Genomic DNA, 21149 nt, shown 5'->3' on the forward strand with positions numbered 1-21149 from the left:
GCCGCATTTCCCCCAATTCGGGGTCAGACCCCGAAGTGGTGCGAATGCGGCTCAGCTTGCTTAGGCGGCGACCAGGTCGTCGATCGACTTCCGGCTCTTGGCCAGGGTGTCGGCGACGGCTTGCTCGCCCATGGCGACGCCTTCGGCCTGGATGAAGGTGACGTCGGTCATGCCCAGGAAGCCCAGCACGGCGCGCAGGTAGGTGCTCAGGTGGTCGTAGGCGGAGGCAGGGCCTTCGCTGTAGACGCCGCCGGCGGCGGTGAAGACGTAGACTTTCTTGCCTTTCAGCTGGCCTTCAGGGCCGTTGGCGCCGTACACAAAGGTCACGCCGGCACGGGCAATGTGGTCGATCCAGGCTTTCAGCGTGGAGCTGACCGAGAAGTTGTACATCGGCGCGCCGATCACGATCACGTCCGCTGCCTGCACTTCGGCTACCAGGGTGTCCGAGGTCTTGACGGTGTAGGCCTGGTCGGCGTTGCGCGCTTCGGCCGGGGTGAAGAAGGCGCCCATCATCTGTTCGGTCAGGTGCGGCACCGGGTTGGCGGCCAGGTCGCGCTCGACAACGGTGTCGGACGGGTTGGCGGCTTTCCATTTGGCGATGAATTCGGCCGACAGCTGACGCGACAGGGAACCGGAATTACGCACGCTGCTGTTGATGTAAAGTACGTTTGCCATGATGCTGCTCCTTCAATATGTGGGACCCGGCTGGGATTGCATGCATCTTAGTTCGGGTTTAATATCGAGGAAATACAGTAAATTTCTATCGATAGTATCGATTTTTTAGATCATGAGAGATCCCGGCCTTCCCTCCCTGGACCAGCTGCGCGTGTTCATCGCCGTTATCGACCATGGCGGTTTCGCGCATGCGGCGCGCGCGCTGCACCGCACGCAGTCGGTCATCAGCTACACCATCGCCAACCTGGAGGAGCAGCTCAATATCGCGCTGCTGGACCGCAGCAAGCGCAAGCCCACGCTCACCGAGGCGGGCCGCGCGCTATTGGCCGATGCACGCGCCGTGTCGATGAAGGTGGACAGCATGCGCTCGCGCGCCAAGGCGCTGTCGGCAGGGCTGGAGGCGGAGGTGTCGCTGGTGGTGGATGTGATGTTCCCTACTTGCCTGCTGGTGCGCATCCTGAACGACTTCCAGCAGACCTATCCCACCGTGGCGATGCGCTTGCGCACCGAGGCGCTGGGCGCGGTGACGCAGCTGGTGCTGGAGCGGGTGTGCCATATCGGCATTTGCGGCGGCGTGATCGCGCCGCCGGACGCCATCGAGCGCCGCGCGGCCGGCGAGGTGACCATGATGCCGGTGTGCGCACCGGACCATCCGCTGGCCAAAATCGAGGGCAAGATTCCGGCGGCGGCGCTGCGCGACCATATGCAGCTGGTGCTGACGGACCGCAGCCAGCTCACCGCCGGCAAGGACTTCGGCGTGGTGGGCCTGCGCAACTGGCGCCTGGGGGACCTGGCGTCCAAGCACGCGCTGCTGCGCGGCGGCCTGGGATGGGGCAGCATGCCGCACGCCCTGATCTACGATGATTTAAGCAACGGCCGCCTGGTGCAGCTCGATATCGCCGACGGCAAGGCCTTCCAGTATCCGCTCTTCGTGATCCACCGCAGCGACGAGGAGCCGGGGCCTGCCGGCCGCTGGCTGATGCAGCAGTTCTTCGACCTTGACCACAGCCTGCCGCACGGCGCCTATTGAAGCGCTGCCTGCGCGTCCTTAGCGTAGCGCGGTGGCGGGCAGCGAGAGCTTGCGCAGGCGGGCGCGGTTGCCCTTGATCCAGGAGGCGATCTCGCCGGCCGGCATGGGGCGCGCGATCAGATAGCCTTGCGCCAGTTCGCAGCCCAGCTCGCGCAGCAGCGCCCAGTCGCTCAGTTTTTCCACGCCTTCGGCCACCGTGGTCACACCCAGGCGCTGGCCCATTTCGATGGCGCTTTCCAGGATCACGCGCCGGTTCGGGCGCTGCGATGCGCCGTCCACGAACATGCGGTCTATCTTCAGCTCCGTGAACGGGCAGCGCGACAACTGCTGGATCGAGGAGTAGCCTATGCCGTAGTCGTCCATCGCCAGGCCGTAGCCTTTCAGCCGCAGCCTCGCCACGTTGGCCAGCGCCTGCGCCAGGTTGTTCATCACCATGGTCTCGGTGATCTCCCAGATCACCAGCTCGGGCGAAATGCCATACGACTCCACCAGCTCATCGAGCTTGTCGATAAAGCCGCGCTCGGCCAGGATGTCTGCCGAGAGGTTGATCGACACCTTCATCGAGGTCAGGCCGATGCGCTGCCACTCCACCAGCCGCGCCAGCGACTGCTGCACGATGGACAGCGTGAAGCCCGCCATCAGCGGCGTGCCTTCGATGCAGGAGATGAAGTGCCACGGCGCCAGCAGACCCTGCTCGGGATGCTCCCAGCGCGCCAGCGCTTCCAGGCCTTTGATCAGGCCGGAGCTCATCGATATCTTGGGCTGGAACACGGGCACGAACTGCGACGCGGCCAGTGCCTGCTCCAGGTCTTCCAGCCGCAGGTCGGGACGTTCCAGCACCGCCGCCGGGCTTTGCCGCACCTGGCCCACGCGCCGCAGCAGCACGTTGAGGTCGTCCATCATCACCGGCTTGAGCAGGGTGCCGAGCAGATTCAGGCCGGTATTGTCGGCGTCCATGTTCTCCACGATCTCGAGCAGGCGCGGGTCGCGCGCGCTCATGACGATCAGGCTGTCGGTCTGTTTGCGTTCGTTCAGGTGGCGTATCAGTTCTATGCCGTCCATGCGTGGCATGTCCAGGTCGGTCAGCACCAGCTGCACGCCCTGCCGGCCGCTGCTGCGCAGGTGCTGGTCCAGCACTTCCAGCGCGTCCTCGCCGTTCCAGGCTTCCAGCACCAGGCCGAAGCCCAGCGAACGCAGCATGCTGACCATGTGGGTGCGCTGCACGGCGCTGTCTTCCACCACCAGCGCGGTATGGGTGGACCAGTCTTTCATGCGCCGCCCCGCTGCGCCATGATCTCGCGGTCGATGGCGCCCAGCGGCACGATCTTGTCGACCGCGCCCAGCTTTACCGCCTCCATAGGCATGCCGTACACCACGCAACTTTTTTCGTCCTGCGCCACGGTGCGCGCGCCGGCTTTGCGCATCTCCAGCATGCCGGCGGCGCCGTCGTCGCCCATGCCGGTCATGATCACGCCCAGCGCGTTGGCGCCCGCGCACTTGGCCACGGAGCGGAACAGCACATCCACCGAGGGCCGGTGGCGGTTTACCAGCGGGCCGTCTATCACGTCCACGTAGTACTGGTTGCCGTTGCGGCGCAACAGCATATGCTTGCCGCCCGGCGCGATCAGGGCCAGGCCGGGACGCAGCTGGTCATTGCTTTCAGCCTCCTTGACGGTGATGGCGCACAGGCTGTCCAGCCGGGCCGCGAAGGCCGCCGTGAACTTCTCCGGCATGTGCTGCACGATGACGATGCCGGGCGCATGGGCCGGCAGCGCCGCCAGCAACTCCTCCAGCGCCTGGGTACCGCCGGTGGAGGTGCCTATCGCCACCAGCGGCTCGGTGCGCACCGAGACCGCGCCCGCCGCCGCCGGGAGGATGGCGTCCGCAGTGAATTTTTCCGGGGCCGGCGGCAGCGGGCCGTATTTGCGGGTGCCCCCGGCAGGCGCCGGCTTGGCTGGCCGCGCGGCCTTTGCCGCCGGCGCAATCGCCGCTTTCGGCGTGCTGCCCGCAGCCATGCGCACCGCTGCGATCAGTTCTTCCGCGTGGCCGTGCAGGTATTCGCGCACGTTCAGGCGCGGGCGGTTGATCACCGCCACCGCGCCGGCCGACAGCGCCTCCACCGAGAGCTGCGTGCTGTCGGCCGTCATGGACGAGCAGATCACCACCGGCACCGGCTTGTCCGCCATGATCTTGCGCAGGAAGGTCAGGCCGTCCATGCGCGGCATTTCGATGTCGAGCACCACCACGTCCGGCCAGCTCAGGCGCATGCGCTCCATCGCCAGCAGCGGATCGGCCACCGCGTGCAGCACCTCTATGCCCGGCGCGCCGTTCAGCAGCGCGCTCAGTACCTGGCGCACCACCGCTGAATCGTCGACGACCAGGACCTGGATCTTTTTCATGGTGCGGTCTTAGGGCTTGCGGTAGATCGACGGCGCCACCATGGCCACGTCGTTGTTGATGTCGTTCAGGCTTTCGGAGTGGCCGATGAACAGGTAGCCGCCGGGCTTGAGCAGCTGCGCCACGCGCGCCACCACCTGGCGCTTGGTGTCGGTGCTGAAGTAGATCAGCACATTGCGCAGGAAGATCACGTCGAAGCTGCCCAGCTGCGGCAAGGCCGTGTTCAGGTTCATCTCGAGGAACTGCACCCGCTTGCGCAGCGGGCGCTGCACCAGCAGCGTGCCCGCGTACTGGTCCATGCCTTTCAGGCAAAAGCGCTGCAGGTACTCGCGCGGGATATTTCCGGTGCGTTCCATGGGGTAGTGGCCGTAGCGCGCCTTCTGCAGCACGCGGGTGCTGATGTCGGTGGCGGTGATTTCCCAGGCCTGGTCGGTCAGCACGTCGGCCAGCACCATGGCGATGCTGTAGGGCTCTTCGCCGGTGGAACAGGCAGCGCTCCACACGCGCAGGGACTGGCTGCGTCCACGCGCTTCCTGCGCCACCTTGCGCAGCAAGTCGAAGTGCTTGTTCTCGCGGAAGAAATAGGTCTCGTTGGTGGTCAGCAGGTCCACCGCCAGTTGCGCCTCGCCCGGCTCCTGGCCGCTCGATAGCAGCTTGAAATAGTCGCCGTAGGACTTCACGCGGTGGTGCTGCAGCCGCTTGGACAAGCGGCCGCTGACCAGCGCCTTTTTGCTGGGCGCCATCGTGATGCCGGCGGCTTCAAAAATGAATCGCTGGAACTGCGCGAACTCGTGGTCGCTGATGGCGTCTGGCGTCATGGTGGGATTCCGGTTTGGCGGCAGTTCGGCGGTCAGGCTTCGACCGCCAGGGCGCGCTCGCCTACCCCGGCCAGCGCGCTGATTTCGTCCACCGACAGCACCTGGCTGGCGTCGAGCAGGATCACGAACTTGCCGTTCACCTTGCCCATGCCGGCAATGAAGTCGCTGCGGATGCGCGCGCCGAAGGACGGCGCCGGCTCGATGTCGGCGGCGGCAATCTCCAGCACTGCGTTGACGGCGTCCACCATCACGCCTATCACCTGCTGCTCGCCGCCCTGCGCCACTTCAACGATGATGATGCAGGTGCGCTTGGTGGCCACGCTGGCCTCGCGGCCGAAACGCGCCGCCAGGTCCATCACCGGCACCACGGCGCCGCGCAGGTTGATCACGCCGCGTATGGCTTCCGGCATCATCGGCACCGAGGTCAGTCCTGCGTATTCAATGATCTCCTTCACTGCCAGGATGCCGATCGCATAGATCTCGCCGCCCAGCATGAAGGTCAGGTACTGCCTGGGCTCCGCGCCCAGCGCCAGTGCGCCCTGCGGCGCGCCGGCGGAGACATGGGTCATGGCGTTCATATGCTGGTCTCCCGCTCAGAATTTGGTGAAGTGCGCTTCATCCGGCTCGCCGTCCGGGAAGTGCGCGGTGCTCACATGGCCGCCCGATGGCGCGGCCAGCTTGCGGCCGCCGGCCTTGGCGGCGGGACGGCGCATGGGCGCCACGTTGGCGCGGTGCTGCACCGGCGCGGCCGACGCGCCGGACACGCGGAAGAAGGCGATGGCGGCCTGCAGTTCCTCGGCCTGGCTGCTCATCTCTTCGGCGGTGGAGGCCAGTTCTTCGGAACCGGCGGCGTTCTGCTGGGTGGTGCTGGACAGCTGGCCGACGGCCGCATTGATCTGGCCCACGCCGGACGATTGCTCTTCGGACGCGGCGGTGATTTCCTGCACCAGGTCCGAGGTCTTCTTGATGTTGGGGACCATGGAGTTGAGCAGCTCGCCGGCGCGTTCGGCCAGGCTCACGCTGCTGGCCGCCACTTCGCCGATTTCCTGCGCCGCCACCTGCGAGCGCTCGGCCAGCTTGCGCACCTCGGCAGCAACGACGGCGAAGCCCTTGCCGTGCTCGCCGGCGCGCGCCGCTTCGATGGCCGCGTTCAGCGCCAGCAGATTGGTCTGGTAGGCGATGTCGTCGATGATGACGATCTTGTTGGCGATCTGCTTCATGGCCGCCACGGTTTCCTTCACCGCCGCACCGCCTTCGGTGGCTTCCATGGCGGCCTTGCTGGCCATGGCGTCGGTCACTTTGGCGTTCTCGGTGTTCTGGGCGATGGAGGCCGTCATTTCCTCGACCGAGGCGCTGGTCTGCTCCACGCCGGCCGCCTGCTCGCTGGCCGCTTGCGACAGCGACTGCGCGGTGGCGCTCACTTCTTCGGACGCGCCGGCCAGCACCTGGGCGCCGTTGGTCACTTCGGCCACCACTTGCGACAGCTTGTCCACCATTTGCTTCATCGAATACAGCAGGCTGCTGCGGTCGCCGTCCTTGACGCGGATGTCCAGCGCCAGGTTGCCGCCTGCGACTTCGCTGACGATCTGCGCAGCGTAGTCAGGCTCGCCGCCCAGCTGGCGCAGCAGGCTGCGGATCAGCAGCCAGGACAGCAGTATGCCGAAGGCCAGGCCGCCCGCGATCAGGCCCACATTGAGCTTGAAGGCCGCGTCGTATTTCTCCAGCGCGCCCTCGTATTCCTGCTTGGCGACGTTTTCCTGCAGGTCGCGCAGCTTGCCCAGGGCGTCGAAGGCCGGGTTGAACAGCTTGTCGAGCGTTCCGAAGTTTTCCTTGGCGGCGGCGCCATTGCCGCTCTTCAGCAGCGAGATCACCTGGTTGCGCTTCTCGTCATAGGCAGCCCAGGAGGTGGTGAAATCAGCCACCAGGCGCTTCTCCTCCGTGGTCAGGCTGGTGGCGGCATAATCGGCCCAGTTCTTCTTGACCACGCCGTCGTATTTGACGACCGCCTGCAGCGACTGATCCAGGTCGGCGGCGTTGGTCGCGCCTATGGCTTGCGACACGCGGTAGCGCACGCGCAGGCCGGCTTCGGTCACTTTGCCCAGCTGGACCAGGGCCACGGTGCGGTCTTCGTACACGGTCTTCAGTTTCTCATTGCTGAAGGACATGCCGCTGACGCCCGAGTAGCCAATACCCAGCATGATGACGGACAGGATCGCTACGAGCAGGCCAAGACGGACGGCTACCGATAATTTATTAAACATGTTCATCTCCAAAGAAATCCTGAAATTTTTAAGCTGCGTGCTGCTGAATCTGATGCAAGTGCGACTGCGACTGCGACTGCAATGGCGCATGGCCGCCGCCGGCCTGCTGCAGCAGCGCCGCCACGTCCAGGATCAGCGCCACTTCGCCGCTGCCCAGGATGGTGGAGCCGCTGATGCAGCGCACCCCGCTGAACACGGGGCTGAGCGGTTTGATCACGGTCTGGAATTCGCCCAGCAGGGTGTCGACCACCAGCCCGGCGCGCTGCCCGGCGTGCTTGATCACCACGATGGACTCGCGCCGCCCCGCCGTTCCCTGCGCGCCGAACAGCTCGCGCAAGCGCACGAAGGGCAGCACCTGGCCGCGCAGATTGGCGTAGTCCTGTCCCGGCTCGGCGGCGAACTCGATGCATTCCTCTATGGTGTCGAGCGGGATCACATAGGTGGACTTGCCCAGGCCGACCAGGAAGCCGTCGATAATGGCCAGCGTCAGCGGCAGGCGCACGGTGACGATGGTGCCCCGGCCTTCGGTGCTGTCTATGCCCACGCTGCCGCGCAGCGCGTTGATGTTGCGCTTGACCACGTCCATGCCCACGCCGCGCCCGGACAGATTGGTCACCTGTTCGGCGGTGGAGAAGCCGGGCTCGAAAATCAGCGCGTAGATTTCGCTGTCGCTCATCTTGCGATCCGCTTCCACCAGGCCGCGCTCGACCGCCTTGGCGAAGATGCGCTCCTTCTTCAAGCCGCCGCCGTCGTCGCTCACTTCAATGACGATGCTGCCCGAGTCGTGGAAGGCGTTCAGCTTCACCGTGCCGCGCGCGGGCTTGCCGGCCGCGCGGCGCTGCTCGGCCGGTTCGATGCCGTGGTCGATGGCGTTGCGCACCAGGTGCATCAGCGGGTCGCCGATCTTCTCCACCACGGTCTTGTCCAGCTCCGCATCCTCGCCGTTGACGACCAGGCCAATATCCTTGCCCAGCTCGCGCGACACGTCGTGCACCACGCGCTGGAAGCGGTTGAAGGTGGCGCCTATCTTCACCATGCGCAGCTGCAGCGCGCTGTCGCGCACCTCCTCCACCAGCGTGGACAGGCGCGAAGTGCTTTCCTGCAGTTCGCTGTTGCGCACGCGGCGCGCGATCAGGTTGGCCGAGGCGCCCGCGATAATCAGTTCGCCCACCAGGTTGATCAGGTGGTCCAGCTTGTCGGCGTCCACGCGCACGGTGCGCGCCTCGGCCGGTTTCTGTTCTGCTGCCTGGCCCTGCTTCTGCTTGTTCAGCGCGGCGGCCACCACTTCCGGCTCCACCGTGCCCTGGCCCACCAGGATGGCGCCCAGGGGCGCGCTGGCCGCTTGCGCGCTGCCGTTCCCGCCCGGGCTCCAGTTGGCGGCGTCCAGCTGCTGGTCCAGCGCCACGCTCAGTTCGCGCGCCGTCACGCTGCCGCAGCGCACCAGGATTTCTCCCAGACGGCCGGCGCGCTCCGGCAGTTCGCGGATCAGCTGCACGTATTCTTCGATGCGGCTGCGCGGCGGCACAATGCGCAGCGTGCAGTCGTCCTGCACGAACTCGAACACGGCTTCGATGGTGGCCTTGTCGGCCGCGCTGTCGAAGGCGATTTCAAAGCCCAGGTAGCAGGCTTCGGGGTCCATCTGCTCGTTCTCCGGCATCGCGTCCGGCAGGGTGGCGATGGCGGTGATGCGGCCGATCTGGTTCAGGTAGCGCAGGAAGGACATCGGGTCCATGCCGTTGCGCAGCACGTCCGGGCCGAAGCGCAGCGAGATATGCCAGTGGTCGCCGTCGGCGCCGCTGCCCGCCATGCGTTCCACGCTGTCCGTCTCGGCGCTTACGGCGACGGCGCCGCCGCCGGAAACGGTGTGCGCTTGCTCTGCGCCCAGGTAGGCGGACAACTGCCGCAGCAAGGGCGCGCCGCGCTCCAGGGTGGCGGCGTCGGCGCTGGTCTGGCCGGCTTCCACCGCGTCCGTCATGCTGCCGATATGGTCGCAGCAGGACAGCAGCAGGCTGACCAGCCGGCTGTCCGTCTCCACGGCGCCGGCGCGCACTTCATCGAGCACGCTTTCCAGCACATGGGTGAAGGCCACGATGTGGTCCAGGCTGAACAAGCCGGCCGAGCCCTTGATGGTGTGGGCGGCGCGGAAGATGGCGTTCACCGCTTCCAGCTTGTCGCCATGGCGCCCCAGCGACAGCAGCGCGTTTTCCATGTCCTCCAGCAGCTCGCGGCTCTCCGCGATGAAGGTTTGCAGTGCGTCGTCGAGGTTCATGCCGCGCTCCCTTTGCCGCGTTCGGCCGCCATCACCAGCGGGTCGCCGAACCAGGCGGCCAGGTCCAGCAGCTCGAACACGTCCAGCACGGCGGGGCTGTGCGCCACCAGGCGCAGCTCGCGCTGCAGCTGCAGGGCGGTGCGCTTGGCCAGCATCAGCAGCTGCACGCCGGCGGTGTCGATCTCGGTCACGCCGGCCAGGTCCACTTCCAGCACCTGGGCGTGCGCATGTGCATGACGCACGGCGCCCAGCAGAGCATCTTTCAGCTCGGCTGCGCGGTAGATGTTCAGGTCGCCTTCAATAAACAGCAGACCCGGCTCGGTTTCACCTGGCATGGCGGCTCCCGGTTATGGCAGGCAGAGTTTTTGCACCGCGCCCAGCAGCACCTCGGGCTTGAAGGGCTTGACCACCCAGGCGCGCGCACCGGCCGCCTGGCCTTCGCGTTTCTTGGCTTCCTGCGACTCGGTGGTGAGCATGATCACCGGGGTGAATTTGTGGCTGGCCTGCTGCTTCAGCTCGCGCACAAAGGTGATGCCGTCCATATTGGGCATGTTCACGTCGCACACGATCAGGTTGATCTTCTTGTCGCCCAGCTTGCTCAGCGCGATCTGGCCGTCGGCCGCCTCGATCACGTCGTAGCCCGCGCTTTTCAGCGCAATGCCAACGACCTGCCGCAGCGAAGCGGAATCGTCTACTACCATTATGGTCTTGGCCATACCCTACTCCTTAAAAGAATGTGACTTCGTCGGCCGGCGCGGGTAGCGCCGCCGCTTGTTGCGTGCCGGCCGGGCCGGTCTGCCGGTCCAGCGCGTATTCCTCCGCCATGGCATAGGTCTTTTCCAGCGAGGCCAGCAGCCCGGCCGCGTCGAGCGGCTGCAACTGGCGGTCCTGGGTGTAGCTGTCGCAGTTCTGCTCCAGCGCGCTGCGCAGCAGGTCGATGTTCTGCTTCACATGGCTCATGATCTGGGTCACGCGGTCCTGGAATTGCAGCTGCACCAGCGCTTCCCCCACTTCGTACTGGATGCCCACGCTTTCTTCCTTCAGCAGATTGCTGGACTGGACCAGGGCGTCGGTCACGCCGCGAAAACCGTCGAGCACGCTGGCAATGGCTTCCTCGGACAGCCGTGTCGATTCCTCCTCCAGCGCGCCCGATTGCTGCGCCGCCTGGGTGGTGGCGACAATCGCGCTGCTGACCAGCGCCACCTTCTCGGCGATGCGGCGGCCGGTGTCGGCCGACTGGTTGGACAGCATGCGCACTTCCTTGGCCACCACGGCGAATCCGCGTCCGCGCTCGCCGGCGCGCGCCGCCTCGATGGCGGCGTTCAGCGCCAGCAGATTGGTCTGCGCGGCGATGCTGGCGACGTCGGCCGCCATGTCCTTCAGTTCGCGCACGAACTGGCCCAGGCCGTTCACCTTGTCCAGCATGGCGGCCTTGCTTTCGGTGGCCGAACGCAGCGAAGCGACCACGCCTTGCAGCTCGCGCTCGCTGTTGGCGAACACCGTCACCAGGCCGTCGCCGCCGTCCATGGAGGCGGTGGCCACGCTGGAGGCGCCCACCGCCTGGTCCAGGCGCTCGACAATGCCGCCGAAGCGGCCGGCCAGCGCCGCCACCGCCTCGTCCATCTGCGTAATGGAATTTTCAATATGGCGCGACCAGATCGGCGCCACCGACGCGCCCAGCGCGCGCTGGCCGTCCAGGTACTGGTCCACCGAGTCGTGGAAGGTGCTTTGCATGGATTTGAAATACAGGCCGCTGCCGTAGCCGCAGCCCACCAGCAGCAGCACCGTGAGCAGGCCGGCCAGGCTGAAGCCGCTGAAGGCCAGCACCGCGATGGCGGCCAGCAGGGCCAGGCCGAGCGGGAGTAGCAGACAGGAATGGCTGCGCACAAAATTATTCACTGCTGGAATTCTCCAAGGAAGGCGCCGCCCGTCCATTCGGGTGGCTAGCCTAGCGACTGTATCCAGCAGGGAACACTCTGTAACCTGTACTTTGGTACAGTGTGACATTTCCCGCATGCACTAAAGTACAAGTTACAGTACCCGCCCCAGCCATTACAGTGTCGTTATGGCTAGGAATAAAAACATGATCGACATTTTCCTGCTGCCCGGCGAGTACTTCGTCGGCGGGCCGGAATACCGCATCCGCACCCTGCTCGGGTCATGCGTTTCGATTACCCTGTGGCATCCGGTGCGGCGCATCGGCACCATGTCGCATTTCCTGTTGTCCGCACGCAACTCCTCGAAGGAAGCCGGCTTGAACAGCCGCTACGGCGAGGAGGCGCTGGAACTGATGCTGGCCGAGTTGCGCAGCATGGGGGTGGAGCCCAGCGAATGCCAGGCCAAGATTTTCGGGGGCAGCAAGATGTTCCCCGGGCTGGAGGACCGCAGGGCCGGCAATATCGGGCGCCAGAACGGCGAAGTGGCGCTGCGCCTGCTGCGCGCGCACGGCATCCCCATCGTGTCCGAGAGCCTGTATGGCGTGGGGCACCGCAGCATTATTTTCGACATCAGCAGCGGCCACGTGTGGAGCCGCCAGGCGCAGCCGGAGGAAGCGGCTACGCTGTTCCCGGGCTATGCAGCTTTGACTTGAGGCGGCGCACTTCCTCGCACAGGTCCACCACCAGGGCGGCCAGTTCCTCGTCGGCCTCGAAGTCGCGCTCCACGCGCAGCAGGTTGAGCGCGCGCCGCAGCTCGCCGCTGGCAAAGCGCCACGCCTGCGGCGACGCCATCGCCGCGCCCGCCGTATCGACCACGATGGCCGCCCCTTCCGCGCTGCACAGCAGCGCCCCGCTGCTGACATGGCGCAGCACCCATTCCGGTTCCACAGCGCAGGCGCGCGCCAGTTCTTCCAGGGTCAGCGCCGCGTCGTCCAGCAACTCGCCGTGTATCTGCATAATCACGCTCCCATGCCGGCGCGCGGGTTGAAGTCCAGCTCGCGCGCCATGGTTTCATACAGCTGGCGCGCCCGCTCGGTATCGGCGGGCGGCAGCACCAGCTCCAGCATCAGGTAAAGATCGCCGCCCGGCGTGCCGGCCTGGGCCTGCGCGCGCGAAGGCGGTATGCCGCGCCCTTTCAGCCGCAGCTTGCGCCCGCCCTGCGATTTGGGCGGCACAGTCACCGTCACCCGGCCCGAGGGCGTGGCCACGTCGATCTGCGCGCCCAGCGCGGCCTCCCACGGCGCCACCGGCACCGTCTGGTAAACGTCGCGCCCTTCGGCGCGGTAGCGCGGGTCGGGCCGGAAACGGATTTCCAGGTAGAGATCGCCCGACGGTCCGCCGCCGCCGCCGGGGTGGCCCTGGCCGGACAGGCGCAGCTGCTGGCCAGCGGTGATGCCTTGCGGGATGTTCACGTCCAGCGTGCGCTCGCGCGTGACGGCGCGGCCATGCGCGTCCTCCTCCTGCAGGCGGACGCTGACGGTGCGGCTGGCGCCCTGGTAGGCGTCGGCCAGGTCGATTTCCAGGCCGGCGTGGCTGTCCTCGCCGCGCTGCTGCTGAGGCCGGCCCGGACGGCCCCGGCGGCCGCCGCCGATATTGGCGAACAGGTCGGCGAAGAAGTCGCTGTCGAAGCCGCCTGGCCCACCGCCCATGCCGCCCATGCCGCCGCCCTGGCCGGCGCGGCTGCCCCAGTCCGGCGGCGGACGGAATTCCTGGCCGGCGCGGTACTGGCCGTTGCCCAGCGCGTCGTAGGCGGCGCGTTTTTCCGCGTCGCCCAGCACGCCGTAGGCTTCGTTCAATTCCTTGGTTTTCTTGTCCGCGTCCGCTTCCTTGCTGACGTCCGGATGGTATTTGCGCACCAGCTTGCGGTACGCTTTCTTGATCTCGTCGGCGCTGGCGGTCTTGGGGACGCCCAGCGCCTGGTAGTAGTCCTTGTATTCCACGATGGCGTATCTCCCGCTGCCCTGTCCGGCCAAAATGCCGGGGTCAGACCCGATGGGTCTGACCCCAGATTCTACTGCAGCCTTAGCGGATGCGGCGCAGCGATGAGGGCTTGTCGTTCATCGGCCCCAGGTTGTCGTAGCGGCCGGGGCCGTAGACAACGCACTGGCCGCCGAAATTGTCATGCTCGCACAGCTGCCACTGGCCTTCGTAAATGACCATGGAACTGGCGCGGTCGTTGAAGTCGGCCGCGCGCAGGCTGCGCATCTCGCCCTGGAAGGATACGCGGCGGCCTTCAAAGCGCGCGTGCTCGAACAGTTCGATCGGGTCCGGACGGTTGAAGCCGGGCTGGCCGCCTGGGCCACGGTCGTCGCGGCGCTCGCGCCATTCTTCGCGGCGCTCGGCGCGGTCGTCGCGGCCATCGCCGTCGCGGTCGCGGAAGCCGCCGCCATTGCCGCGTCCGCCTCGCTCGATCTGGCGCAGCGAGGAAATGCTGTTGTTGAAGCGGCGCAGGTCATTGTGCTGGCCGCGCTCGAACACGGCGCAGTAGCCGCCGAAGTCCTTATGTTCGCACACCTCCCACACGCCCGAATGCACGATCAGGCTCGAGGTGCGGTCGTTGAAGCCGGCGTCGCGCAGGTCGCGCGCGCCATCGCGGATGGTCACTTCCTCGCCGCGGAAATTATCGCGCGAGAACAGCGTGATCTCGCCGGCATGGGCGGCGGCGATCTGGCTCAGCAGGGCGGCCGCGAAGGCCAGGGTCTTGAGGGCAGTGTGTTTCATATTATTAGCTCCGTAGTTTTCTTCTCATCCAGCGCTCGATGCTTTCTATCAACGAATCAGCCGGAGCATCAGCCTACACGACTGTGTAACAAATTCCTACTGCGCCCATCCAGGTAGCTAGTAGAATCGTTGCTTTCGCTCCAAGATTTCCGTCCATGCCAACCACCTTCACCCTGCCCAATATCCGCACCGAAGCCGCCGCCCTGTGGAAGCTGGCCTGGCCGGTGCTGGTGGGCCAGCTGGCGACGGTGGGCATGGCCGTGGCCGACGTGGCCATGACCGGCCACGCCAGCGCGGACGAGCTGGCGGCCGTGTCGCTGGGCGCGTCGATCTGGTCCATCATCCTGGTCACCGTCAGCGGCACCATGATGGCGATTAACAGCGTGGTCGCGCACGAAGTGGGCGCCGGCGCCTTCGGCACCATCCCGCACTCGGTGCGGCAGGCGCTGTGGAAGGCGCTGGGCGTGGGCGTGATCGCCGCGCTGCTGGCCAACCTGGCCACGCTGCTGTTCAACCACCTCTACCTGGCGCCCGAGATCAATGCGCGCGCCTCGCTGTTCGTGCACATCATCAGCCTGGGCCTGCCGCCGTTCGCGGCCTACCGCGCGCTGTACGGCTACTCCACCTCCATCAACCAGACCAAGCCGGTGATGGTGATCGCCCTGCTGGGGCTGGCGTTCAACGTGGTGGTCAACTGGCTGCTGATTTTCGGCCGCTTCGGCCTGCCCAAGCTGGGCGGCATAGGCTGCGCGGTGGCCACCGCCGGCTGCATGTGGCTGATGCTGGGGGCCATGGTGTTCTGGATACGCCAGGCCCCCGCCTACCGCCAGACCTATCCCTTCACGCACTGGGAATGGCCGCACTGGCCGGAAATCCGCAGCATGCTCAAGCTGGGCCTGCCCATCGGCGTGACCTATTTCGCCGAGGTGAGCGCGTTTGGCGCCGTCAGCCTGCTGGTGGCGCGCTTCGGCGTGGTGGTGGTGTCGGCGCACCAGATCGCGCTCAACTTCGCCTCGCTGGTGTTCATGGTGCCGCTCAGCTTCGGCATCGGCCTCATCACGCGGGTGGGCCAGGCCATGGGCGAAGGCAATCCGGCGCGCGCCCGCTTCGCGTCCTGGGTCGGCGTGTCCATGTCGCTCATCTTCGCGCTGCTGTCGGCCATCTTCATCGCCGTGTTCCGGCACCAGATCGCCGCCGCCTACACCTCGGACCCGGCGGTGCAGGCGCTTTGCGTGCAGCTGCTGCTGTTCGCCGCGCTGTTCCAGCTGTCCGACGCCACCCAGGTGGCCACCTCCTGCGCCATCCGCGGCTACAAGGTCACGCGCCAGCCCATGCAGATCCAGCTGCTGGCGTTCTGGGTGTTCGCGCTGCCGCTGGGCTATGTGCTGGGCCTGGCGCCGCAATGGCTGCGCGACTTGCACCTGGCGCCCGCCGCGCCCATGGCCGCCGACGGCTTCTGGATAGGCCTGGTGCTGGGACTGACCATCGCCGCCGTGCTGCTCACCTGGTCGCTGCATCGGCTGTCGCTGCGGCGTTTGCAGGCCTGAGGGGCCGCGCTCAGGCGCCGAATGAACCACGGTTTTTCGGCGCGTTTTCCAAATCCCAGCAGTGCGCCACTCTGGTATTGTCTTGCCCACACGAACATTTCGGGACCACACATGCGCTTTATTCTCTCCTTCCTGGCATTGGCAGCAGCCATGCCCGTCCATGCTGAACGTCTGACCCTGGACCGCATCTACGGCGACCAGGCCCTGGCCGGCGCCGGTGTGCGCAGCCTGAAGGTGTCGCCGGACGGCGCCCGCGTCACCTTCCTGCGCGGCCGCGACGACAACCAGTACCAGCTGGACCTGTGGGAATTCAATATGAAGGACAAGACCCAGCACCGCCTGGTCGACTCCAAGACCCTGGTGCCCGAGGAAAACCTGTCCGACGCGGAAAAAGCCAAGCGCGAGCGCGAACGCACCGCCAGCCTGAAAGGCATCCTGAGCTACAGCTGGTCGCCGGACGGCAAGCAGCTGCTGGTGCCCATCGCCGGCAACCTCTACCTGATCGACACGGCCAAGCCGGACGCGGCCCGCCTGGTGGCCTCCGGCGCCGTGCTGGACCCGAAAATTTCGCCGCAGGGCCGCTATGTGTCCTTCGTGCGCAACCAGAACCTGTTCGTGATCGACCTGTCCACCGGCAAGGAGCGCCAGCTCACCACCGACGGCGCCGGCCAGGTCCACAACGGCGAAGCCGAATTCATCGCCCAGGAAGAAATGGGCCAGCGCACCGGCTACTACTGGGCGCCGGACGACAGCGCCATCGCCTACAAGCGCTATGACGAAAGCCAGGTGCCGGTGGCGCGCCGCTTTGAAATCTACGCCGACCGCACCGACGTGGTCGAACAGCGCTACCCGGCCGCAGGCGACCCCAACGTGACCGTGCAGCTGAAAATCGTTTCCCCGGCCAGCGGCGAAACGCGCGACGTGGACCTGGGCGGCAACCCGGACATCTACCTGGTGCGCGCCGACTGGAGCGGCAACAGCAAGGCCCTGCTGTACCAGCGCCAGAGCCGCGACCAGAAGACCCTGGAACTGGTGTCGGTGGACGCCGCCACGCTAAAACAGCGCGTGCTGCTGACCGAAAAATCGGACACCTGGACCACCATCCACGACGACCTGCGCTTCCTGAAAAACCGCGACGCCTTCATCTGGTCGTCCGAGCGCAGCGGCCGCAACCACCTCTACCTGTACAGCCTGGACGGCAAGCTGCTGCACGCCATCAGCAAGGGCGAATGGGGCATCGACAACGTGCTGGCGGTGGACGAGAAGGCCGGCAAGGTCTACATCGCCTCCAACCGCGACGCCGTGGTCGACAAGCAGACCTATGTGCTGGCCCTGGACGGCAGCACGGCCGACAAGCCCAAACGCATCACCCAGGGCGACGGCTGGCACGACGCCTCCTTCTCGCGCAACGGCGAAGTCTTCGTCGACACCTACTCCAGCCCCAGCATTCCGCCGCAGGTCAGCATCCGCCGTCCGGACGGCAGCATGGTGGACTGGCTGGAGCACAACGAGCTGAACGACAAGCACCCCTACGCCAAGTTCCAGGCCGACCACCTGCCCACCGAGTTCGGCACCCTGCCCGCCAAAGACGGCCAGACCCTGTACTACTCGATGATCAAGCCCTACAAGTTTGACGCCAGCAAGCGCTACCCGGTCTACCTGTCCACCTACGGCGGCCCGCACTCGCAGCACGTGTCGCGTAAATGGGGCAACTACTTCGACCAGTACATGGCGCAGCAAGGCTTCGTGGTGTTCCGCCTGGACAACCGCGGCTCCTCGCGCCGCGAGCGCGTCTTCACCGACGCCAACTACAAGCGCCTGGGCACGGTGGAAGTGGAAGACCAATTGGCCGGCGTGGAATGGCTGGGCAAGCAAAGCTTCGTGGACGCCAAGCGCATCGGCGTATTCGGCTGGAGCTACGGCGGCTTCATGACCTTGCGCCTGCTGTCGCAAGCGTCGGACAAGATCGCCATGGGCGTGTCGGTGGCGCCGGTGACGGACTGGAAACTGTACGACACCCACTACACCGAACAGTTCATGAGCACGCCGAAGGACAACGCCGAAGGCTACAAGCAGGCCAGCATCTTCCCGCACGTGGACGGCCTGAAGTCGCCGCTGCTGCTGATGCACGGCATGGCCGACGACAACGTACTGTTCACCAACACCACGCGCATGATAGACGCGCTGGTCAAGCGCAACATCCGTTTCGAGCTGATGACCTACCCCGGCGCCAAGCACGGCATCTCCGGCACCACCAGCCAGCGCCACGTGTACGGCAACATCGAAGCCTTCTTCAAAAAGAACCTCAAACCCGATACGGTGCAATAAAAAAAAAAAAACGCAAAAAGGGGTCAGGGTTAATTAATCCATGCGGAAAAACTAACCCTGACCCCATTTTGCTTGCCAGAGAGCCCGCGTACTGCGGGCTTTTTTATGGCTTAGCGATTGCCGCGGTCGATGGCGTCCTTGACTACTTCCTTGGCGTCGCCTACGCCTTTTTGCAGCTTGCCTTCGGACTGCTTGGCCAGGCCCTTGGCCTGCTGCTCGGAACTGCCTACCAGCTTGCCAGCTTCTTCCTGAACTTTACCGGCGATGTCTTTCGCTTTACCTTTGACTTGGTCCTTGTTCATGATGCTCTCCTTGGTTGGTTAGGCTCACACGCAGATGCGGTGTGCTGGAGTGCATCCTATCCTTTGAGCATGCCTGCTTCTGTACGCCAGCGCACGCTAACGGTCCATCAGGCTATCGGCTTGCGCCACAGGCTGGCCAGCCAGGCCTGCTGCTCGCGCGGCAGGCCGGGCGGACGGTAGTAATGGCCGAGCGGCTCGAAGCCGGCGGCGGTCAGATAGCGTTCCCAGGTTTCGTAGTCGTAATAGCTGCCGTAGCGCGGGCCGTTCCAGCCTTCGCGGTTGTCGCCGCGCGGGTTGGAACTAAACAGCACGCCGTCCGGCTTCAGGGCGGCGTACAGGCGCAGCAGCACGTCCGGCAAGGCGGCGCTGGGGATGTGGAACAGGGAGGCGTTGGCGAAGATGCCGTCGAAGGCGCCGGCGGGCAGGTCCAGCGCCACGAAGTCCTGGCGCCAGACCTCGCAGCCGCTCCATTCCCGCGCCATGCGGACAAACTCCGCCGAGCCGTCGACGCCGACGGCAACATGGCCCAGTTCGGTGAAAGTCTTGAGATCGCGCCCCGGCCCGCATCCCAGGTCGAGGATGCGGTACGGGGTTGCGGACCGGATGGCGCCCAGCAGCGCCGACACGTTCTGGCTCACGTCGTGGTCGCGCGTGCCCTCGAAAAACTGCTGCGCGCTGTGTTCGTAGTGCCGCAGCGTGGCCTGCGTGATCCGCGTGATGCTGTCGATGTCTTTGTCCGGTTCCATCCTCCTACTTTACCAGACGCGCACGCGCTGCTCCGGCGCCAGGTACAACTGCTGCCCTGGCTGCACATTGAAAGCCTTGTACCAGGCGTCCAGATTGCGCACGGTGTAGGTGCGCCATTTCGAGGGCGCGTGTCCGTCCGTCATCACCTGGCGGCGCAGCGACTGCTCGCGCGCCAGCCCGCGCCAGCTCTGCGCGTAGCCCAGGAAGAAGTCGCGGTCGTCGGCTTGCGGATTGGCGGCCTTGAAGGCGTCGTAGGACGCGGCCAGGCCGGCCAGGTCGGACAGGTTCTCGCTCAGCGTCAGCTGGCCGTTGATGGGCAGGTCGGCAAACGGCTTGTAGGCGGAGTACTGCGCCACCAGCGCGCCGGAGGCGGTCTTGAAGTGCGCCGCGTCGGACGGGGTCCACCAGTCGCGCAGGCGGCCCTGGGAGTCGAACTGGGAGCCGGTGTCGTCAAAGCTGTGGCTGATTTCATGGCCGATGACCGAACCGATGGCGCCGTAGTTCAGCGCGTCCGGCCCTTTAGGATCGAAGAACGGCGGCTGCAGTATGGCGGCCGGGAAATTCAGCGCGTTCTGCATCGGCATATTCACGGCGTTCACCAGTTGCGGCGGCATGCACCATTCCTTGCTGTCGACCGGCTGGTGCAGCTTGGCCAACTGCTGCTGGTAGTGCAGCCTGGAGGCGCGCTCGGCGTTGCCGTGGGCGTCGTCCGCTTTCACGGCCAGCGGACCGTAGGAGGTGAATTTATCGGGATAGCCGACGCCGACGTAGAGCGCGTCCAGCTTGGCGTGCGCTTCCTTGCGGGTGGCGGGCGCCATCCAGTCCAGCTTGTCGATGCGGACGTGGAAGGCTTGCACGATATTGCTGACCATGTGCTGCAGCTTGGCCTTGGCCTCCGGCGGGAAATAGGTGGAGACGTAGAGTTTGCCCACCGCGTCCGGCATGCCGTCGTTGACGGCGGCCAGGGCGCGCTTCCAGCGCACCGCCATTTGCGGCGTGCCGCCCAGCGTGCGGCCGTAGAAGTCGAAATGCTGCTCGGTGTAGGCTTGCGGCAAGTGGCCGGCGCTGGTGTTGATGGCGTGGAAGGCGAGGAAGTCTTTCCAGGCATCCAGCGAACACTCTTTCACCAGCGCGGCCACGCCCACCACGGCGCTGGGGTGCCACAGGATGAAGCTTTGCTGCTTGCCCAGGCCGGCGTATTTGAGGAACAGCTTCCAGTCCATGCCGGGCGCTTTCTGGCTGAAATCGGCTACGGTCCAGGTGTTATTGGCTTTCATGACGTCGGCCGAGTCTTCGCGGCTGGCGTGGGTCAGCGCCAGCTTGCGCTCCAGCTCGAACACGCGGGCGGCGCGGGTTTCCGGGTCGCTATAGCCGGCCAGCTTGAACATGGCGGCGATGTGGGCCTGGTAGGCGGTGCGCAGCTTGTGCATGCGCTCGTTGTCTTCCAGGTAGTAGACGCGGTCCGGCAGGCCCAGGCCGCCCTGCAGCAGGTAAGGCATGTTGCGCTTGGGGTCGTTCAGGCCCTGGGCCACCCACAGGCCGAAGATGTTTTCGGTATGGAATTCGGTGGCGTTGAGCGGATCGACGTCGGCGCGCACGGTGGCGGCCAGCATCCTGGTCAGCTCGGTCTTGTCGGCGATGGCGCCGATTTTTTTCAGCGCCGGCCGCAGCGGCTCCACACCCTTGGCTTCAATCGCGGCCTCGTTCATGAAGGCCAGGTAGTAATCGCTCACTTTGCGCGCTTCCGCGCCGGCGTGCTTGTCGCCCGGCACCGCTTCGATCAGCTTGATGATGCGCTGGTTGGTGTCTTCGGCCAGCTGGGCCATCGAGCTCCAGCTGCCCCGGTCGGCCGGGATCTGGGTGCTTGCCAGCCAGTTGCCGTTGGCGTAGGCAAAGAAGTCGTCGCCAGGCAGCAGCGCGGCCTTGGCGGTGGAGACCGGCGCGTCTGCCTGGGCCGCATAGCAAGGGGCCAGCGCCTGGAGGGCGCCGGCCAGCGCGAAGCCGAGTACGGTCTTGATGGGTGCGTGCATGTCTTGTTCCTGTTGTTGTGTTTTTAAACGGCGTGGTACGCCAGGCTCCACTCTAAGCAAGCGCGCGGCCGGAAGCCAGCGCCGCGC

The 21149-nt window shown here is 65.9% G+C and carries 20 protein-coding genes; 4 read left to right on the forward strand and 16 right to left on the reverse strand.

Going from position 1 to position 21149, the window contains the following annotated elements; genetic code table 11:
- Window positions 1-60: 60 nt before the first annotated feature.
- Entirely contained in the window at window positions 61-675 is a 615-nt protein-coding gene (locus GTP77_RS12060; RefSeq protein WP_161072407.1) for an FMN-dependent NADH-azoreductase, read from the reverse strand.
- Between the two features lie 112 nt (window positions 676-787).
- Between GTP77_RS12060 and GTP77_RS12065 the strand changes: the two genes are divergently transcribed.
- Complete coding sequence (locus tag GTP77_RS12065; protein ID WP_161072408.1) at window positions 788-1705, forward strand: LysR family transcriptional regulator; 918 nt, start codon at window positions 788-790, stop codon at window positions 1703-1705.
- Window positions 1706-1723: 18 nt separating this feature from the next.
- On the opposite strand, the gene GTP77_RS12070 is transcribed toward GTP77_RS12065, so the two are convergent.
- From GTP77_RS12070 to GTP77_RS12110, 9 genes are read right to left on the reverse strand one after another with little or no spacing between them, the layout of a single operon-like run.
- A complete protein-coding gene (locus tag GTP77_RS12070) occupies window positions 1724-2977 on the reverse strand; it encodes an EAL domain-containing response regulator (RefSeq protein ID WP_161072409.1) in 1254 nt (417 codons plus the stop codon).
- Window positions 2974-4104: a protein-glutamate methylesterase/protein-glutamine glutaminase gene (locus tag GTP77_RS12075; RefSeq protein ID WP_161072410.1), complete on the reverse strand. Its 1131-nt coding sequence runs from the start codon at window positions 4102-4104 to the stop codon at window positions 2974-2976. Before GTP77_RS12075 ends, GTP77_RS12070 begins: the two co-directional genes overlap by 4 nt.
- Window positions 4105-4113: 9 nt before the next feature.
- On the reverse strand, window positions 4114-4920 hold the full coding sequence (locus GTP77_RS12080) for a CheR family methyltransferase (protein ID WP_161072411.1): 807 nt from the start codon (window positions 4918-4920) through the stop codon (window positions 4114-4116).
- A 32-nt stretch (window positions 4921-4952) separates the two neighbouring features.
- Entirely contained in the window at window positions 4953-5489 is a 537-nt protein-coding gene (locus GTP77_RS12085; RefSeq protein ID WP_161072486.1) for a chemotaxis protein CheW, read from the reverse strand.
- A 24-nt stretch (window positions 5490-5513) separates the two neighbouring features.
- A complete protein-coding gene (locus GTP77_RS12090; protein ID WP_161072412.1) occupies window positions 5514-7181 on the reverse strand; it encodes a methyl-accepting chemotaxis protein in 1668 nt (555 codons plus the stop codon).
- 28 nt (window positions 7182-7209) lie between these two features.
- Window positions 7210-9450 carry a chemotaxis protein CheA gene (locus tag GTP77_RS12095; RefSeq protein ID WP_161072413.1) on the reverse strand — a complete coding sequence of 747 codons (2241 nt, stop codon included), beginning with the start codon at window positions 9448-9450 and terminating at the stop codon, window positions 7210-7212.
- Complete coding sequence (locus GTP77_RS12100) at window positions 9447-9785, reverse strand: STAS domain-containing protein (protein ID WP_161072414.1); 339 nt, start codon at window positions 9783-9785, stop codon at window positions 9447-9449. Before GTP77_RS12100 ends, GTP77_RS12095 begins: the two co-directional genes overlap by 4 nt.
- A 12-nt stretch (window positions 9786-9797) precedes the next feature.
- A complete protein-coding gene (locus GTP77_RS12105) occupies window positions 9798-10166 on the reverse strand; it encodes a response regulator (protein WP_107877119.1) in 369 nt (122 codons plus the stop codon).
- Window positions 10167-10176: 10 nt separating this feature from the next.
- Complete coding sequence (locus GTP77_RS12110) at window positions 10177-11349, reverse strand: methyl-accepting chemotaxis protein (RefSeq protein WP_228895381.1); 1173 nt, start codon at window positions 11347-11349, stop codon at window positions 10177-10179.
- 184 nt (window positions 11350-11533) lie between these two features.
- Here GTP77_RS12110 and GTP77_RS12115 point away from each other — a divergent pair, with 184 nt between their 5' ends.
- Complete coding sequence (locus GTP77_RS12115) at window positions 11534-12040, forward strand: chemotaxis protein CheD (protein ID WP_228895379.1); 507 nt, start codon at window positions 11534-11536, stop codon at window positions 12038-12040.
- Here the strand turns inward: GTP77_RS12115 and GTP77_RS12120 are convergent.
- The 3 genes from GTP77_RS12120 to GTP77_RS12130 all read right to left on the reverse strand — a co-directional run bounded on the left by GTP77_RS12120 (window position 12006) and on the right by GTP77_RS12130 (window position 14108).
- Window positions 12006-12344 carry a MerR family transcriptional regulator gene (locus tag GTP77_RS12120; RefSeq protein ID WP_161072416.1) on the reverse strand — a complete coding sequence of 113 codons (339 nt, stop codon included), beginning with the start codon at window positions 12342-12344 and terminating at the stop codon, window positions 12006-12008. The genes GTP77_RS12115 and GTP77_RS12120 overlap by 35 nt on opposite strands.
- A gap of 2 nt (window positions 12345-12346) precedes the next feature.
- Window positions 12347-13327, reverse strand: coding sequence for a DnaJ C-terminal domain-containing protein (locus GTP77_RS12125; protein ID WP_161072417.1), 981 nt, complete (start codon window positions 13325-13327; stop codon window positions 12347-12349).
- An 82-nt stretch (window positions 13328-13409) separates the two neighbouring features.
- Window positions 13410-14108 (reverse strand): beta/gamma crystallin family protein, encoded by a 699-nt coding sequence (locus tag GTP77_RS12130; protein ID WP_161072418.1) that lies wholly within the window; start codon window positions 14106-14108, stop codon window positions 13410-13412.
- Between the two features lie 155 nt (window positions 14109-14263).
- Between GTP77_RS12130 and GTP77_RS12135 the strand changes: the two genes are divergently transcribed.
- On the forward strand, window positions 14264-15655 hold the full coding sequence (locus GTP77_RS12135) for an MATE family efflux transporter (RefSeq protein ID WP_161072419.1): 1392 nt from the start codon (window positions 14264-14266) through the stop codon (window positions 15653-15655).
- Window positions 15656-15766: 111 nt separating this feature from the next.
- Window positions 15767-17983: a S9 family peptidase gene (locus GTP77_RS12140; protein ID WP_161072420.1), complete on the forward strand. Its 2217-nt coding sequence runs from the start codon at window positions 15767-15769 to the stop codon at window positions 17981-17983.
- 110 nt (window positions 17984-18093) lie between these two features.
- Here the strand turns inward: GTP77_RS12140 and GTP77_RS12145 are convergent, their stop codons facing one another.
- The 3 genes from GTP77_RS12145 to GTP77_RS12155 all read right to left on the reverse strand — a co-directional run bounded on the left by GTP77_RS12145 (window position 18094) and on the right by GTP77_RS12155 (window position 21062).
- Entirely contained in the window at window positions 18094-18285 is a 192-nt protein-coding gene (locus GTP77_RS12145; protein ID WP_161072421.1) for a CsbD family protein, read from the reverse strand.
- A gap of 107 nt (window positions 18286-18392) precedes the next feature.
- Complete coding sequence (locus GTP77_RS12150) at window positions 18393-19031, reverse strand: class I SAM-dependent methyltransferase (protein WP_161072422.1); 639 nt, start codon at window positions 19029-19031, stop codon at window positions 18393-18395.
- 9 nt (window positions 19032-19040) lie between these two features.
- A complete protein-coding gene (locus tag GTP77_RS12155; RefSeq protein ID WP_161072423.1) occupies window positions 19041-21062 on the reverse strand; it encodes a M13 family metallopeptidase in 2022 nt (673 codons plus the stop codon).
- Between the last annotated feature and the right edge of the window lie 87 nt (window positions 21063-21149).

Origin of the sequence: Pseudoduganella aquatica (assembly GCF_009857595.1) — a bacterium.
Classification (GTDB): domain Bacteria; phylum Pseudomonadota; class Gammaproteobacteria; order Burkholderiales; family Burkholderiaceae_D; genus Rugamonas; species Rugamonas aquatica_A.